The sequence below is a fragment of the Sporosarcina gallistercoris genome (genome assembly GCF_050459885.1).
Lineage (GTDB): Bacteria > Bacillota > Bacilli > Bacillales_A > Planococcaceae > Sporosarcina > Sporosarcina gallistercoris_A.
The window spans coordinates 1-16,780 of record NZ_JBCMNO010000012.1; the positions used below are offsets into that span (position 1 = coordinate 1).

Genomic DNA, 16,780 nt, shown 5'->3' on the forward strand with positions numbered 1-16,780 from the left:
AGCCGGTTTCCCAAACGATAATTCGTTGACATTTTGCTGTTCAGTTTTCAAGGTTCATAGTGTTTCTGTTGTTTTCAGCAACTCTTACAGTATAACATTCTGTAATCATCATGTCAACAACTTTATTTAATTTCTTTTTTGTTTAATGTTGCTCACTTCAATCACTTACTGTAAGAGCAACGTGTTCTATAATACCATGCCTAGTTTAATAGTGCAACCCTTATCTAGTTCTTTTTGAGATTAAATCTCCTTAAACAATTTAAAGCCTATCATTTCAACAGTTAACTTAAAATGATAGGCTTTGCTGACAAGCTTCTTCTGCCGTTTTATTTAGTTTACTACCTTTTCGATCGCAATCGTTCGATTCGTCGTTAAATCCACTACTTCGTCTCTTCCTTGCAGTTTCACATTGGGTCGCAAAGGATAATTGTGGTTTACTGAAACGACTTTTCCTACATCTCCATTCGTTAGAAGGACTTTATCATCGATACTCGGCATTCCTATCACTTCATATAGAGCATCCAGTATCTTTGGATCAAACTTTCCAAAGTCCTCTTCTTTCATCATTTCTGCAACTCTATAAGGAGACTCTTTTGCACGATACACTCGTTCACATGTCATCGCATGAAAAACATCAGCAACGGCAAGTATTTGAGAAAGCTGTGAAACCTTTTCGCCCTGATCTCCTCGAGGATATCCGCTTCCATCCAGCCTCTCATGATGTTGTAACACGGCCAATTTCATTTCTTGGCGCAACAAAGGAGAATCCTGCATCATCTGGTAGCTGAATATGGGGTGTTTTTTCACTTCGGTAAATTCATCCTTTGTTAAAAAAGCAGCCTTTTCTAATAGCGCCGGACTCACCTTAGCCATCCCACAGTCCGTAAGCGTTCCTGCAAGACCTAATTGAAGGGTTGTTCCTTTAGGATAATTAAGTTCAGTAGCGAGAGCTGCAGTCAAGAGGCCGACCGATACGGCATGATGGTAGAGATACTCTTTCCGATTCGAGTATTCATTCAACATGATAAGCATCTTTTTATGTTCCATATAGGTTTCAAGCAACGGCATAATAAGTAAACGTACTTTAGCAATATCCACCTTCACGCCTGATCTCCATGATGTGAATTCTCTTTTATAATCGTCGACTGCTTTTTTATACATCGTATGTAAGTCCGATGATCGACTGATTTTGTTTTCGAGCAACTTGTCTATGTCACTTGAAATCATATCTGTCTTACCGATTTCACGTTGCTCAGTCTGAACTCGATTGACGATACGTTCTTCTACTTTCACTTTCTTAATATTAAACAGATCAAGTACTTCCAAATGCTCAATTTCAAGTATTGTTCCTTTTCGAATGATGGGAAATGCCGTATTTGCGTAAATGTCTTCGACTATGGTTACACCTGGTCGAAGTTCATTTGAATTTTTGTAGTTTTCCAATTTTAGTCACCGCATTCCTTTTCCGGATGATTGTTCTCTCCTCATCATACTCTATTCTTTCCATCAAAAAAATACCGGTTTGGAATTTTCTCCAAACCGGTACTACATGTATTACTCTTCTGATTCAGTTTCTGATGGTTTCTCTTCAATCTCAGCTGTATGCTCTTCAATTTCAGAGTTGTTGGATTGACCTTCTTCCATCATATCTTCTTCGTCTTCATCTATTTCTTCTAAAATCTCTTTTTCAACCTTTGCAACGGTAGCGACGAATTCTTCATCTCCTAATCGGATCAGCCTTACACCTTGTGTGCTTCGGCCAATGATCGAAATGTCGTGAATATCCATACGGATCAAAATACCGTGAAGTGTGATCAACATGAGATCTTCTGTGCCGTCTACAGACTTCATTGCAACCATCTTGCCGTTACGGTCCGTGATATTAAGTGTCTTCAAACCGAACCCGCCACGCGATTGCAAGCGATACTCTGCAACAGGAGTCCGTTTACCGAATCCGTTTTCTGTTACGACAAGGATTTCGTCATCTTCTTTGACGATGTCCATGCCGACAACATGGTCACCTTCACGTAGACGAATTCCAATGACTCCGCTTGCTGTACGACTCAATGGACGAATCGATTCTTCAGTGAACTGAATGAGCATACCGTCCTTAGTGCCGATGGCAATCGTCTCACTGCCATCCGTCAACTTCACGTTAATGAGCTCATCCTCTTCACGAAGACGCAAGGCGATCAGACCGTTAGATCGGATGTTAGCAAATGCCATGACAGATGTTCGTTTAACGAGACCTTCGCGAGTTGTAAAGAACAAGTATTGGTCTTCTTCAAACTTATTGATAGGGATCATTGTCGTTACCTTTTCATCCTTTTCAACGTCCAACAGATTCACTAACGGCAAACCTTTAGCTGTTCTGCTAAACTCCGGAACTTCGTAACCTTTTTTCCGGAATACCCGACCTTTGCTCGTAAAGAACAGAATCGTGTCATGGGTGGATGTATTTAACAAGTGCTCTACGAAATCATCATTATTTGTACCCATTCCTTGAATTCCACGTCCGCCGCGGCGCTGACTGCGGTATGTGTTTGCTGGCAAGCGTTTCACATAACCATGATGCGTAAGCGTTAAAACGGAGTTCTCTTCAGGGATCAGGTCTTCATCTTCCAGCATATCCGTACCGCCCAGTGTAATTTCTGTACGGCGTTTATCCGAGAAGCGATGCTTGATTTCAAGTAATTCTTCTTTAATAATCTCAATAACTTTGAGTTCATCAGCTAAAATAGCACGTAATTCATTGATAAGCAGCACCAATTGCTGATATTCCTCTTCGATTTTGTCTCGTTCCAGTCCTGTCAGACGTTGCAGACGCATATCCAAAATAGCTTGAGCTTGACGGTCAGATAGGCTGTAACGTTCCATTAGACCACTTTTAGCCTCATCTGCAGTTTTAGAACCGCGGATGAGAGCAATAATTTCATCAATGTGATCGAGTGCGATTCTCAAACCCTCTAGAATGTGGGCACGATCTTCCGCTTTTTTCAATTCATATTGTGTGCGGCGACGAATCACCACTTTTTGATGCTCCAAATAGTGATATAAGATTTCTTTCAATGCAAGGACTTTTGGTTGCCCGTCAACAAGTGCAAGCATATTAATACCGAAGCTTGATTGAAGCGATGTTTGCTTATATAAGTTATTCAACAGCACGTGGGCATTCGCATCTCTGCGTACTTCAATGACAATGCGCATACCTGTACGGTCGGATTCGTCCGCAAGGTGGGTGATTCCCTCAATTTTCTTCTCTCGTACGAGTTCAGCGATTTTTTCGATCAATCGAGCTTTGTTCACCTGGTAAGGCAGCTCGTGCACAATAATGGTTTCTTTTCCATTAGCCGCCTGTTCGATTTCAACTCTGCCACGTACTAACAAAGATCCGCGACCCGTTTCATACGCTCTACGGATCCCGCTGCGACCTAAGATGATTCCACCTGTAGGGAAGTCAGGGCCTGGGATGATTTCCATCAGCTCTTCCGTCGTAACTGCAGGGTTTTCCGCAAGAGCGAGAACACCATCAATGGTTTCGCCTAAATGGTGGGGAGGAATATTTGTTGCCATACCTACCGCGATTCCAGATGTACCGTTGACGAGAAGGTTCGGGAAACGGCTCGGCAAAACAATAGGTTCCCTTTCCTGACCATCATAATTATCTTTGTAGTCGATTGTGTCTTTGTTGATATCACGTAAGAGTTCCATCGCGATTCTTGACATACGGGACTCTGTATAACGCATCGCCGCTGCTGCGTCTCCATCCACAGAACCGAAATTCCCGTGGCCATCGACAAGCATATAGCGATAGTTGAAATCTTGTGCCATCCGCACCATCGTGTCGTAAACAGCTGTATCACCATGCGGATGATACTTACCAATAACGTCTCCAACAATACGCGCCGACTTTTTATGCGGTTTATCTGCAGTATTACCGAGGTCCTGCATTGCATATAAAATACGGCGGTGAACCGGTTTCAGTCCGTCACGCACATCGGGCAGTGCCCGAGAGACGATAACACTCATTGCGTAGTCAAGGAATGACGTCTCCATCTCTTTGCTAATACTGATTTCTTGCACACCGCGTTGTGGCAGATCTGCCATGTTGTCATACTCCTTTCAGCCTGACCCTTATTTATGAGAAACAAGAGCGGCTCTCCATAACAGTCAAACTGCTTGGCAATCAAGCATCTAGATTCTTCACGTAAATCGCATTATCTTCAATGAATTTTCGTCTTGGAGCTACTTCGTCTCCCATGAGCCGGTTGAAAATGGCATCAGCTTCGATCGCATTCTCAAGATGTACTTGAAGCAATGTACGCTGGTCCGGATTCATCGTCGTTTCCCATAGCTGGGTCGCGTCCATCTCACCAAGACCTTTATATCGTGTAATGGTCGGTTTCGGTGTCGATGATAAACGGTTCATAATCTCTTGGAGCGCTTGTTCATCGTAGCAATACTCTTCGTTCTTACCTTGTTTGACCCGGTAAAGTGGGGGCTGTGCAATATATACATAACCAGCCTCGATCAACGGACGCATGAAACGGAAGAAGAAGGTCAGCAGCAGCGTCCGGATGTGTGCCCCGTCGACGTCCGCATCGGTCATGATCACAATCTTGTGATACCTGGCCTTTTCCAAGTTGAACTCTTCTCCGATTCCTGTACCGAGTGCTGTGATCATCATCCGAATTTCTTCGTTGCTTAAAATTCTATCTAGACGAGCTTTTTCTACGTTCAGGATTTTACCGCGTAACGGTAGAATGGCTTGGAAGTGACGATCCCGTCCTCCTTTTGCAGACCCTCCCGCAGAGTCACCTTCTACAATGTACAATTCACTGATCGCTGGATTACGCGATGAGCAGTCGGCAAGTTTACCTGGCAAACTTGAAACTTCCAGTGCAGACTTCCTGCGCGTAAACTCACGTGCATTTTTCGCAGCAAGACGGGCACGGGCTGCCATCAAGCTTTTGTCGATCACCTTTCGAGCAACTTGTGGGTTTTCGAGCATGAAACGCTGGAATCCTTCTGAGAACAGTGAATTCACAATTGTACTCACTTCAGAATTTCCGAGTTTTGTTTTCGTCTGTCCTTCAAACTGTGGATCCGGGTGTTTAACGGAGACGATTGCTGTCAAACCTTCACGTACATCATCACCCGTCAGGTTTTGATCCGCTTCGCGCAATAGACCATTTTTACGAGCGTAATCGTTAATCACACGAGTTAAAGCAGTCTTGAAACCAGACTCATGCGTTCCGCCTTCATACGTATTAATATTATTTGCAAAAGAGAGCAGATTATCTGCATAACCACTATTGTGCTGCATAGCGATTTCAACGGAAATTCCGTCTTTTTCACCCTCAATGAAAATCGGCTCTGGAAAAATCGGCTCTTTGTTTTCGTTTAAATGTTCTACGTATGACTTAATGCCGCCTTCATAGTAATACGTATCTTGGCGCGCTTCTTCGCCTCGCTCATCTGTAATCGTAATTCTGAGTCCCCGATTCAAGTAAGCAAGCTCTTGGAGGCGATGTGCTAAAATGCTGTACTCGTAAGTAGTCGTTTCTGTAAAGATTTCAGGATCGGCTTTGAATCGGATCGTCGTACCTGTTTCATCGGAAACGCCCACTTCTTTCAATTCCTGAACCACTTTACCTTGACTGAACTTGATCGAATACAACTTGCTATTCAGTTTAACAAACACTTCAGTCTCCAAGGATAAGGCATTAACGACTGAAGCCCCTACACCGTGTAATCCACCTGAAACTTTATATCCGCCACCGCCGAATTTACCTCCAGCGTGCAGCACAGTCATAATGACTTCTACTGCGGGACGTCCAGTGGAAGCTTGTATACCTACAGGGATACCCCGACCATTGTCATCGACTCGAATCCAGTCCCCTTTTTCAATCGTAACTTCGATGTGGTCACAATGACCTGCCAATGCTTCATCGATACTATTATCGACAATTTCCCAGACCAAATGGTGAAGACCTTTTCCGCTCGTTGTCCCGATGTACATACCAGGTCGTTTACGAACTGCCTCCAACCCTTCTAACACTTGGATCTGATTGGCATCATATACGTTTTGCAACTCTTTTTCTTCCATGGCCAAACTGTTCACCTCTCCTTTTTCGAACACGCCGGCATCCCGGTCTTGTTTTTCCGGTACCTATCCATAAAAGGTCTTACACGTCTTCCCGTCTTGTCACTGTCCCATCTTCAACCTCATAGATGGCAGCTTGACGAATCGTTTCGTGTTCGATTCCTGCAACGGTTGTAGTTGTAACGAACGTTTGCACTTGCCCTTGAATCGTATTCAGCAGATGGGACTGTCGATAATCGTCCAGCTCACTTAACACATCATCGAGCAGCAAAATAGGTGCTTCTCCAACCTCTTGACGGACCAATTCAATTTCAGCGAGCTTCAACGACAAGGCCGTCGTACGCTGTTGACCTTGGGAGCCGTAGGTTTGTATATCATAACCATTCACCATAAATGTTAAATCATCGCGATGGGGCCCGATTAGAGTGATCCCTCGATCCAGTTCGCGGGTTTTGACTTCCGCAAGTTTGTCCATCAAGACCTTTTTCATCTCTTCATCGGATTGTTCGGATGACAATTCTTTGAGTGTGCTATAAGAAACGTCCAAGTCCTCCAGACCACGGGAAATTCCGTGATGAATCGGTCCTGCCCATTTTTGCAATAGCTCCAAAAAGTAATATCGTTTTTTTATAATTTGCACCGCTTTATCGACAAATTGTTCCGTGTAGACGTCAAACATGACATCTTCGAACTGCCGTTTTCCACGGTTATCTTTTAAAATCGCATTCCGCTGTTTCAAGAGTTTTTGATAATGCAGCAAGTCATGCAGATAAACCGGCGAAATTTGACCAATCTCCATATCCAGGAAACGCCGTCTCACTTGAGGGCTTCCTTTTACGAGATTAAGATCCTCAGGGGCAAACATAACGACGTTTACCTGCCCGATGTACAAACTCAGCCGGTTTTGCTCAATATGATTCACACGAGCCTTTTTCCCTTTTTTGGAAATGACAAGCTCAATGGGAAGATGTCCATACTTTCGTTCCACATCACCTTCTATTTTACCATACTCCTGACCCCAGCGGATAAGTTCACGATCATTTGACGTACGATGCGATTTTGCCATAGCTAACACATAAATTGCTTCCATGACATTGGTTTTTCCTTGTGCGTTTTCGCCAATGAATACGTTAATGTGCGGAGAAAATGATAAATCGAGGGAGGCGTAATTTCTGTAGTCGGTTAACGCGAGGCGGTCAATGTGCATCCCGAGTTCCATACGGGTCAGCGATGAGCTTATACTTACCAGCACCTGGCACCATAATAAGATCTCCATCATATAGTTTTCGACCTCGACGCTGCTCCTCTTCACCATTCACGTAAATCACGTTCTCACTGAGAAACCATTTAGCCATTCCTCCTGAGCTGATGACATTCGCCATTTTCAAGAGTTGTCCCAGTGTTATATATTCCGTATTGAAATGTATTTCTTCCATCTGCATTCAATCCCTCACAAAGTTAGTTTGATTTCTATTTTACCGGATTTTTGACTATAAGTAAAAAGGATAGCCGCTTTACGGCCATCCTTTTCTGTTCAGTATGTGCGAACAGGCAAAATGAGTTGAAGAATAGAATCGTTGTCTGTCGCTTTTAGGATGAACGGACGCATTGTCCCGGTGAAATGGACTTCAATATTTTGTCCATCTATTGCTTTCAAAGCATCCATCATATATTTAGCGCTGAACGAGATTTTCAACTCTTCACCTGTCACTTCTTGTGCTTCGATCAATTCCTCGACCTTCCCCACTTCAGGAGAGTTCGAAGATACTTCGAGCGTGTTGCCGCCTTCTGCAGAAAAACGGACAATATTGTTACGGTCTTCACGAGCCAATAACGAGGCGCGGTCAATTGCCTGCAAAAGATGTTTACCGTTCACAGTAACCGACGTTTTGTATTCAGAAGGAATCAGACGTGAAGTATCTGGATAATTGCCCTCTAATAATCTTGAATAGAATAAAACATTACGTGTTTTGAACAAAACTTGTTGATCCGCAAAGATGATTTCCACTGGTTCCAGTGTATCCGGGAGAATCTTGTTCAGCTCTTGCAAACTCTTGCCGGGAATAACAATGCTGAATGGTTGTTCAGGCACTTGCTCAGGACGGGTTTTCCGACTGGCTAGACGATGGCTGTCTGTAGCGACACAAATGAGCTCTCCATCTTTCAACTCCCAATGCACGCCTGTAAGTATAGGACGGGTTTCATGTTGAGAGACCGCAAATACGGTTTCACGAATGACAGACTTGATGAGATCCGATGGCAAAGTCATCCTGTGTTCATCGGAGACTTCAGGAAGTACAGGATATTCATATGGGTCAGAACCAATAAGATGGAATTCCGATTTCCCGGAACGGATATGTGTGTGCATGCCTTCAGTTACTTCAATCACAACTTCATTCGTCGGAAGCTTACGTACGATTTCACTGAAGAATTTTGCTTGAAGAACAATCATTCCGCTTTCCATCACTTGAATGATCTGTTCACCGTCTTGTTCTACTGGGATGAATGTAGAAATTGTAATATCCGAATCACTTCCGGTCATCTGCAATCCTTTTTCATTCACTTCGATTTTGATACCCGTAAGAATCGGGATCGTCACTTTTTGACTAATGGCTTTCATGACATCGCTCAAACCTTCGAGCAATTTGTCTCTCATGATTTCAAATTTCATAGGAACCCCTCGCTTATATAATGAATTAAAGTACTTAAAAGAATAGTAGTAATAGTAGTAGGGGCTGTGGATATGTGGAAAAGTCCTTTGAGAGAATACCTAGCAAGGTTTTCCACATGTGAATAACTTGTGTGTGGACGTGCATTAGTTATTCTAAGATATCCACAGTCTCTTTAACTTCTTCCCAGCGCAGCCTTAATATCTTGAATGTCTTGCTGGAGCGATTTATCTTCTTTGATCATTTTTGAAATCTTCTCATGCGCATGGATGACTGTTGAGTGATCCCGCCCCCCAAACTCCGATCCGATCTTAGGTAAAGAAGCATCCGTCAGTTCACGAGAAAGATACATCGCAACTTGACGTGGAAATGCAATGGCACGAGTCCGCTTTTTAGCTGAGAAATCCTCCAAACGCACACTAAAGTGTTCCCCTACCGTTTTTTGAATGTCAACGATCGTCACGATTCTCGGTCGTGCATTCGGAATAATATCCTTCAGCGCTTCTGCAGCAAGATCCGGTGTGATGTCCATATTGACGAGTGAAGAATAAGCAACGACCCGGATTAGCGCGCCTTCAAGCTCACGGATATTCGTGTAAATTTGATTGGCGATGTATAGCATCACTTCGTTTGGGATATCAATAAGACCGTCCGCTTTCGCTTTTTTACGAAGAATTGCAATTCGTGTTTCTAAGTCAGGCGGCGCAATATCAGTGATTAAGCCCCACTCGAAGCGTGATCTGAGCCGGTCTTCCAAAGTAGGAATCTCTTTCGGAGGCCGATCACTGGAGATGACGATTTGCTTGGATTCCTCATGCAGTGTATTAAAGGTATGGAAGAATTCTTCTTGCGTCTGTTCTTTTCCGGCAAGAAATTGAATATCATCAATAAGCAGCACATCTACGCTTCTGTATTGGTCACGGAACTCCCCCGCTTTGTTGTCACGAATCGAGTTGATAAATTCATTTGTGAATTTTTCACTCGACAGGTAGACGACTTTAAGCGCAGGGTTTTGTTCCAATACATAGTGTCCGATTGCATGCATGAGGTGAGTTTTCCCAAGGCCTACGCCCCCATAGATGAATAATGGATTGTAGGACTTGGCAGGCGCTTCTGCAACTGCCAGTGACGCAGCATGTGCAAAGCGATTGCCTGATCCGATGACAAACGTGTCGAATGTATATTTAGGATTCAGCATCGCTGCAGTCGTTGCTACAGCTGATTTCTCCACCTTTTTAACAACTGGTTTTGGCACAGCGAAGTCTTTCTCAGCCATGTCTTCAGGAACTACAAATTGAATCAACCGGTCTTCACCAGTCAACTCAGATAGAATTCCGGTTATTAGATGTACGTAATGGCTCTCCAGCCATTCTTTTGAAAATGAATTTGGAACAGCGATCGTTACATTTTCAGCTCCGTACGATAAAAGTTTTGTCGATTTCAGCCACGTTTCAAAACTGGGCCGGGAGATTTTTTCTTCTACTTTCGACAGAACTTCCTGCCAAAGGTTTTCTAAATGCTCCACAAGTGAACCTCCTTTTTGCCGAACTAAACCCGGAAGTATGTATTATACACAGTTTCCACGCTTGTGGGTAACTATTGTTCAAAGTTGTTGAAAAAATTATCCACAACTTATTAACAATTGTGGATAAGGTTAAATGTATGAAATTATATACACAGCAAAATCTTTCTCATTGTATCAGCAATTCTCTTTCATCGCAAGGGATTGCTTGAGTTATACACATCGCCCGCAAATGTGGACGGGAATGTTATCCACAAGCAGGTATATGTGAAAAAGCTGTCGATAAATGATGATTTTTGAAAAAGTCAAAAAGGCATAGATGCACAGAGTGGAAATTCGTTCCGTCTAAAAACTGTGGATAACTGGATGCGGATAAATTACAGATGTGGGAACGGATCAGTTTAGAAGAACTCCATCCCTGCTGAAAAACCGTTTGACATTGACTCATTGGACAGCTATACTTGTCAAGACTGTTATATGTAACATGTAATTGAGTCAGTAAAGCAGGAGGTGTCTTCTAATATGAAACGTACATTCCAACCAAATACACGTAAACGCGCAAAAGTCCACGGCTTCCGTGCACGTATGAGCTCGAAAAACGGACGCAGAGTCCTTGCAGCCCGTCGCAGAAAAGGAAGAAAAGTTCTTTCAGCGTAAGCCACTGACACAATCAGTGGTTTTTTTTATGCCATAATCACAGTATTGCTACAACCACGCCAGTGAAGCAGGTGCCAAATGAAAAAGAGACAACGCATTAAAAAGAACGAAGAGTTTCAGCGAGTTTTTAAACAAGGAAAGTCTTTTGCCAACCGGCAATTTGTCGTATACGTATGTAAAGCAGAAAACCAGGAAGAGTTTAGAATTGGACTTTCAGTCGGCAAAAAGATCGGTAATGCGGTCATGCGGAATCGGATCAAGCGGTGTATACGGCAAGCATTTTTAGAAATGAAAGAAGATCTCCGACAGGACCAGGATTATGTCATTATCGCCAGACATCCGGCGGCCACTCTAGATTTCCATGAAACAAAAAAGAGTTTACAGCACGTGTTGAAGATTGCGCGTGTCTTAAAGAAGAAGTAGAACTGAAATCGGCGTTCGTGATACACTGACACTATGTATGACTAGAAAAAGAATGAAGGTTTGGGGGAACTATATTGAAGAAAAAAGCAGGATTGCTGTTCATGCTAACAGCGATGTCCGTTTTTTTAGCGGGCTGTTCAGATTTCAATCAGCCGATAACGGCTTCGAGCGAAGGATTCTGGAGTAAATATATTGTATGGCCACTTGTTTCTTTAATTGAAACGTTTAAAGAATTGCTTGGGACATACGGGCTCGGGATTATCGCAGTCACAATTATCATTCGTCTCATTTTATTGCCACTCACACTGAAACAAACTCAAAGTTCAAAACAAATGCAAGCAATTCAGCCGAAACTGCAAGCATTAAAAGAGAAGTACAAGTCCAAGGATGCAGTGACACAGCAGAAATATCGCGAAGAAATGCAAGCGGTCATGTCGGAAAACAAAGTCAATCCCGTAGCGGGATGTCTCCCTGTACTTGTTCAAATGCCGATATTGATCGGCTTCTATCATGCGATCAGCCGTATGAATGCCACACCTGAGATTCCATTAGGTAAATTCCTCATCTTTGACTTAGCTGCACCAAGTATTGCGTTGGCTGTTTTTGCCGGAATCATGCAATTCGTTGTCTTACGTACTGGGCCAGCAATGGATAACCCTCAGATGAAGATCATGATGTATATCATGCCGTTTTTCATCATGATATTCGGATCATTTTTACCTGCAGCACTCGCGTTATATTGGGTAGTCGGTAATATATTCTCGATTGTACAAAACTTCTTCATCTACAAACCTTTTAAGAAAAAAGAGGTCGTGGTGGAACAGCCTAAAGGTAAAGGGGGAACGAAACGGAAATGAGTGAGATCAGACAGACCGGCAAAACCGTTGAAGACGCAATTGCCTCTGCATTAGAGAAATTGAATACTTTGCGGGAGCAAGTCGATGTCCAAGTGATCACTGAAGGAAAGAAAGGTTTTCTAGGTTTCGGTGCAGTGCCTGCTGAAGTTTTAGTTAAACGTCTTCCTGAAGAACCGATTCAAAGTACTTCATCCTTCTCATATCCAAATGAAAAGGCTGTTGAGAAAATTGCAAAAGAACCGGTATCCGTTCAAGTTTCTGAAAGTGAAACCTTAATAGAACAAACTGTCAAGCAAGATACTGCAGAACAAGCAGAGTCAGCAGACCTGTCCGAACCGATCTTGACAGATGATGAAATTATTGCAGAAACGAGTGCATATATCTGTCAGATTGCGAAAGACATGGGTGTAGAAGATCTACAAATCAGCAGTGAAAAACAAGGGAAAACTCTTCACTTTCAATTGGAAAGTGAAAAAGCAGCCTATTTAATAGGTAAAAGAGGAAGTACACTGAATGCATTACAGCAATTAGCTCAATTAGTAGCCAACAAAGGCACGGGAACTTACAAAGTAGTCCGGGTCGATGTGGGAGATTATCGAGTTCGTCGTGAAGAGGCGCTTGAACAACTTGCCGAGCGAATGGCTGACAAAGCCATTCGAAGCGGACAAAAGGTTCAGCTGGAACCAATGCCGTCAAACGAGCGAAAGGTTTTGCACCATGCATTGGCAGACCGACTCGATATTGAAACGTACTCTGAAGGAAAAGATCCGCGTCGTTACTTAGTGATTGAACCAATAGTGTGAAAAAGGGCTGAAGAGCCCTTTTTTTCATGCCTTTTTCAACGGAAAAAGACTGCAATTTCCTTAATTCCTCTAAATTCACCCTGCATTTCATGAATAACATCCCCGTATCAGATACTTGCGATTCGATTATTTATAATTTGAATAGTCCCATCAAACTTCCGGTTTTCATGGACCATTCCGTACGTCTTAAGCGACATTTATATACAATTACTTTCTACGGAAAAGCTGTCATATCGACATTAACAAAGCAACAGCCACAAAGTTTTCAAGTTATCCACATTTTTTCATGTCATACACTAGGACAACAGACCGATTTATGATAAAATTTACTGTTAGATAGTTATGCCCGAAAAACGGTTGTGCACATGTGGATAACGAGAAACAGGAAGGTGAGTCAGCGTGCAATTTGATACGATAGCAGCAATTTCAACGCCGATGGGAGAGGGAGCAATTGCAATCGTCCGAATCAGCGGGGATGAAGCGGTTGGGATTGCGGACAGATTGTTCCGTTCACCATCCGGAAAACGTTTAGTGGATTCATCATCCCACACGATTCATTATGGCCATTTAGTGGACCCATCAACTGACGAAACCGTGGAAGAGATCATGGTGTCACTAATGAAAGCACCGAAAACATTCACTCGTGAAGACGTAATTGAACTGAATTGCCACGGCGGTTTGGTATCCGTAAATCGTGTACTCCGTCTCGTGCTTCAGTATGGTGCCAGATTAGCGGAACCAGGCGAGTTCACGAAACGTGCCTTTTTAAATGGTCGTATCGACTTGTCTCAGTCCGAAGCTGTAATGGATCTGATACGAGCTAAAACGGATCGTGCTATGAATGTAGCGTTAAATCAGATGGATGGAAAATTGTCACGCCTTATTGGCGAATTGCGTCAGGCTCTCCTCGAGACGCTTGCACAAGTGGAAGTGAATATCGACTATCCAGAATACGATGATGTAGAAGAAATGACTATCCCTCTGATGATTGAGAAGGGGGAGTGGGTACGAAGTGAAATTATTCGGCTCCTTGCCACCTCTTCGCAAGGCAGAATTTTACGGGAAGGGCTTTCTACGGTCATTATCGGACGGCCAAACGTAGGGAAATCATCCTTGCTTAACAGCCTTGTCCAGGAAAATAAAGCAATTGTAACTGACATAGCGGGGACAACTCGTGATATTATTGAAGAGTACGTGAATGTGAAAGGCGTACCCTTGAAATTAGTTGATACAGCGGGTATTCGGGAAACGGAAGACATAGTGGAACGGATTGGTGTAGAACGCTCTCGACAAGTACTAAAAGAAGCGGATCTCGTCATCTTGCTGTTGAATGGTTCAGAAGAACTCTCACCGGAAGACGAACGGTTACTTGAAACGATCCATCCAATGGATGCGATTATTGTCGTGAACAAGACGGACCTTCCTCAGAAGATCGATATCGGATCCGTTCAACAACTGGCGGGTGAAAAGCACGTCATTACGACTTCTATCCTTCAAGATGAAGGGATTGAAGAATTGGAAGAAACGATTGCAGGCCTCTTTTTCGGTGGAGGCATTGAAGCGGAAGATCCGACATATGTTTCGAACGAGCGCCATATTGCGTTGCTGCATCAAGCGAAGACATCGATTGAAGATGCTATTCAAGCAGCAGAAGCACGCGTTCCTATTGATATGATTCAGATCGATATTACACGGACGTGGGAACTTCTCGGTGAAATTGTTGGAGATACCGTTCAAGACAGTCTCATTAACCAGCTATTCTCTCAGTTTTGCCTCGGGAAATAATCAATTGAACACTTGGATTTTAGCCAAGTGATTCACATATAGGAAGGATGAACGAGCATGCCACAATTTGAAGCAGGCACGTTCGATTGTATCGTCATCGGCGCCGGCCATGCAGGCGTAGAAGCAGCATATGCATCAGCAAAAATGGGAGCGAGCACTCTCGTACTTACCATGAATCTGGATATGATTGCCTTCATGCCTTGTAATCCATCACTCGGAGGTCCTGCAAAAGGGATTGTTGTCCGTGAGATCGATGCACTTGGCGGAGCGATGGGTAAAGTAATCGACAAAACACACATACAAATGCGGATGTTAAATACAGGAAAAGGGCCTGCAGTTCGAGCACTTCGTGCACAAGCGGACAAAGTCCTTTATCAGCAAGAAATGAAACGCATGCTAGAAGATCAGGAGAATTTGTCTCTTCACCAAGGGGTTGTCGAGGAACTGATCGTAGAGGACGGAGAAGTGAAAGGTGTGCTCACACAAATTGGAGCCATCTACCGTGCGAAGACAGTCATTGTCACGACAGGAACATTTTTACGAGGAGAAGTGATCATTGGAGACTTGAAGTATTCCAGTGGTCCGAATAACCAAATGCCTTCTATCCGATTGGCGGATAGTCTTCGTGAACTCGGGTTCGACACAGTCCGATTCAAAACCGGAACACCTCCGCGAGTGAATAGTAATACGGTGGATTACAGCAAGACTGAAATTCAACCCGGTGATGATACACCGCGTGCATTCAGTTTCGAAACAACGGAATTCATTACAGATCAGCTACCATGCTGGTTAACGTATACATCACCTTTAACACACCAGCTTATAAATGATAATCTTCATTTGTCACCAATGTATTCTGGTGTCATTAAAGGTAAAGGACCAAGCTACTGTCCATCAATTGAGGACAAAATTGTCCGCTTTGCAGATAAATCACGCCATCAGATTTTCCTTGAGCCAGAAGGCCGGAATACGAGGGAAATGTACGTGCAAGGATTATCTACAAGTTTACCTGAGCACGTACAACGAAAAATGATTGAAAGTGTCCCGGGATTAGAGAAAGCTCAAATGCTTCGTGCAGGTTATGCGATCGAATATGATGCAATCGTACCGACACAGCTATGGCCAACACTGGAGACGAAAAAAATCAAGAATTTGTACACAGCAGGTCAACTGAACGGTACATCCGGCTATGAAGAAGCTGCTGCACAAGGAATCATGGCGGGTATCAATGCAGCAAGTCGTGTGTTAGGAAAAGAAGAAGTGGTTCTTGGACGGGCGGATGCTTATATTGGTGTCCTAATCGATGATCTTGTGACCAAAGGGACCAGTGAACCATACCGGTTGCTCACATCCCGTGCAGAATACCGCCTATTATTGCGTCATGACAATGCGGATTTGCGTCTCACGGAAATCGGACATGCGCTTGGAATGATTTCTGATGAGCGCTATGAAAAATTCGTAATGAAAAAACAACAGATCGAAGAAGAAATTGACCGGTTACGGAAAGTCTCTGTAAAACCTGACGAAGCAATCCAAACAATCATTGAAACAGCAGGTGGAACACCTCTGCGTGAGCCGATGAAAGCTGCAGATCTATTAAAACGACCCGAAATGAAATACGATGAAATCAGTAAAGTCATTCCCCCTGAAGTAGTATGTACTCCCGACGTGGCGGAACAAGTTGAAATTTCAATCAAGTACGAAGGGTACATTGAAAAAGCGATGCAACAAGTGAATCGAATGAAGAAGATGGAGAACAAGAAAATACCAGAAGGTATCGATTATCACGCAATTACTGGACTTGCGAAAGAAGCAAGAGCGAATCTCAGTGATGTACGTCCATTATCGATTGCACAAGCTTCTCGAATTTCCGGAGTGAATCCAGCGGACATATCCATCCTTCTTGTCTACATTGAACAAGGTAAAATCGCTAAAATATCCGGCTAATCCCAGCTAAT

The 16,780-nt window shown here is 43.4% G+C and carries 13 protein-coding genes; 6 read left to right on the forward strand and 7 right to left on the reverse strand.

Translation table 11 applies throughout. The features are described 5' to 3' along the window. Positions 1–330 precede the first annotated feature (330 nt). The 7 genes from ABE021_RS07330 to dnaA all read right to left on the reverse strand — a co-directional run bounded on the left by ABE021_RS07330 (position 331) and on the right by dnaA (position 10,300). The gene (locus ABE021_RS07330) at positions 331–1,443 is read right to left on the reverse strand and encodes an HD-GYP domain-containing protein (RefSeq protein WP_430287796.1); all 1,113 of its coding nucleotides are present in this window, start codon (positions 1,441–1,443) and stop codon (positions 331–333) included. 111 nt (positions 1,444–1,554) lie between these two features. Then, positions 1,555–4,107, reverse strand: a complete 2,553-nt coding sequence (gene gyrA / locus ABE021_RS07335; RefSeq protein ID WP_430287798.1) for a DNA gyrase subunit A — start codon at positions 4,105–4,107, stop codon at positions 1,555–1,557. Positions 4,108–4,186: 79 nt separating this feature from the next. Further along, a complete protein-coding gene (gene gyrB / locus ABE021_RS07340) occupies positions 4,187–6,109 on the reverse strand; it encodes a DNA topoisomerase (ATP-hydrolyzing) subunit B (protein ID WP_430288177.1) in 1,923 nt (640 codons plus the stop codon). A gap of 79 nt (positions 6,110–6,188) precedes the next feature. Next, on the reverse strand, positions 6,189–7,313 hold the full coding sequence (gene recF / locus ABE021_RS07345) for a DNA replication/repair protein RecF (protein WP_430287800.1): 1,125 nt from the start codon (positions 7,311–7,313) through the stop codon (positions 6,189–6,191). Beyond that, positions 7,303–7,542: a S4 domain-containing protein YaaA gene (gene yaaA, locus ABE021_RS07350; RefSeq protein WP_430287801.1), complete on the reverse strand. Its 240-nt coding sequence runs from the start codon at positions 7,540–7,542 to the stop codon at positions 7,303–7,305. The genes recF and yaaA overlap by 11 nt, the downstream gene beginning before the upstream one ends. A 98-nt stretch (positions 7,543–7,640) precedes the next feature. Further along, complete coding sequence (gene dnaN / locus ABE021_RS07355) at positions 7,641–8,777, reverse strand: DNA polymerase III subunit beta (protein WP_430287802.1); 1,137 nt, start codon at positions 8,775–8,777, stop codon at positions 7,641–7,643. 173 nt (positions 8,778–8,950) lie between these two features. Then, entirely contained in the window at positions 8,951–10,300 is a 1,350-nt protein-coding gene (dnaA, locus tag ABE021_RS07360) for a chromosomal replication initiator protein DnaA (protein ID WP_430287803.1), read from the reverse strand. A gap of 519 nt (positions 10,301–10,819) precedes the next feature. Between dnaA and rpmH the strand changes: the two genes are divergently transcribed. The 6 genes from rpmH (at position 10,820) to mnmG (ending at position 16,769) form a co-directional block, all read left to right on the forward strand. Beyond that, entirely contained in the window at positions 10,820–10,954 is a 135-nt protein-coding gene (gene rpmH / locus ABE021_RS07365; protein WP_025784280.1) for a 50S ribosomal protein L34, read from the forward strand. A gap of 78 nt (positions 10,955–11,032) precedes the next feature. Beyond that, positions 11,033–11,377, forward strand: coding sequence for a ribonuclease P protein component (gene rnpA / locus ABE021_RS07370; RefSeq protein WP_430287804.1), 345 nt, complete (start codon positions 11,033–11,035; stop codon positions 11,375–11,377). Between the two features lie 74 nt (positions 11,378–11,451). Beyond that, positions 11,452–12,234 (forward strand): membrane protein insertase YidC, encoded by a 783-nt coding sequence (gene yidC / locus ABE021_RS07375; RefSeq protein ID WP_430287805.1) that lies wholly within the window; start codon positions 11,452–11,454, stop codon positions 12,232–12,234. Continuing rightward, positions 12,231–13,037: an RNA-binding cell elongation regulator Jag/EloR gene (gene jag / locus ABE021_RS07380; RefSeq protein ID WP_430287806.1), complete on the forward strand. Its 807-nt coding sequence runs from the start codon at positions 12,231–12,233 to the stop codon at positions 13,035–13,037. Before yidC ends, jag begins: the two co-directional genes overlap by 4 nt. A 399-nt stretch (positions 13,038–13,436) precedes the next feature. Beyond that, complete coding sequence (gene mnmE, locus ABE021_RS07385; protein WP_430287807.1) at positions 13,437–14,822, forward strand: tRNA uridine-5-carboxymethylaminomethyl(34) synthesis GTPase MnmE; 1,386 nt, start codon at positions 13,437–13,439, stop codon at positions 14,820–14,822. 57 nt (positions 14,823–14,879) lie between these two features. Continuing rightward, entirely contained in the window at positions 14,880–16,769 is a 1,890-nt protein-coding gene (mnmG, locus tag ABE021_RS07390) for a tRNA uridine-5-carboxymethylaminomethyl(34) synthesis enzyme MnmG (RefSeq protein WP_430287808.1), read from the forward strand. Positions 16,770–16,780: the final 11 nt, after the last annotated feature.

Bases quoted from the DNA above. Each gene is read 5' to 3' on its own strand.
- gyrA (WP_430287798.1), bottom strand. From the start codon at position 4,107: ATGGCAGATCTGCCACAACGCGGTGTGCAAGAAATCAGTATTAGCAAA.
- gyrB (WP_430288177.1), bottom strand. From the start codon at position 6,109: ATGGAAGAAAAAGAGTTGCAAAACGTATATGATGCCAATCAGATCCAA.
- recF (WP_430287800.1), bottom strand. From the start codon at position 7,313: ATGCACATTGACCGCCTCGCGTTAACCGACTACAGAAATTACGCCTCC.
- yaaA (WP_430287801.1), bottom strand. From the start codon at position 7,542: ATGGAAGAAATACATTTCAATACGGAATATATAACACTGGGACAACTC.
- dnaN (WP_430287802.1), bottom strand. From the start codon at position 8,777: ATGAAATTTGAAATCATGAGAGACAAATTGCTCGAAGGTTTGAGCGAT.
- rpmH (WP_025784280.1), top strand. From the start codon at position 10,820: ATGAAACGTACATTCCAACCAAATACACGTAAACGCGCAAAAGTCCAC.
- rnpA (WP_430287804.1), top strand. From the start codon at position 11,033: ATGAAAAAGAGACAACGCATTAAAAAGAACGAAGAGTTTCAGCGAGTT.
- jag (WP_430287806.1), top strand. From the start codon at position 12,231: ATGAGTGAGATCAGACAGACCGGCAAAACCGTTGAAGACGCAATTGCC.
- mnmG (WP_430287808.1), top strand. From the start codon at position 14,880: ATGCCACAATTTGAAGCAGGCACGTTCGATTGTATCGTCATCGGCGCC.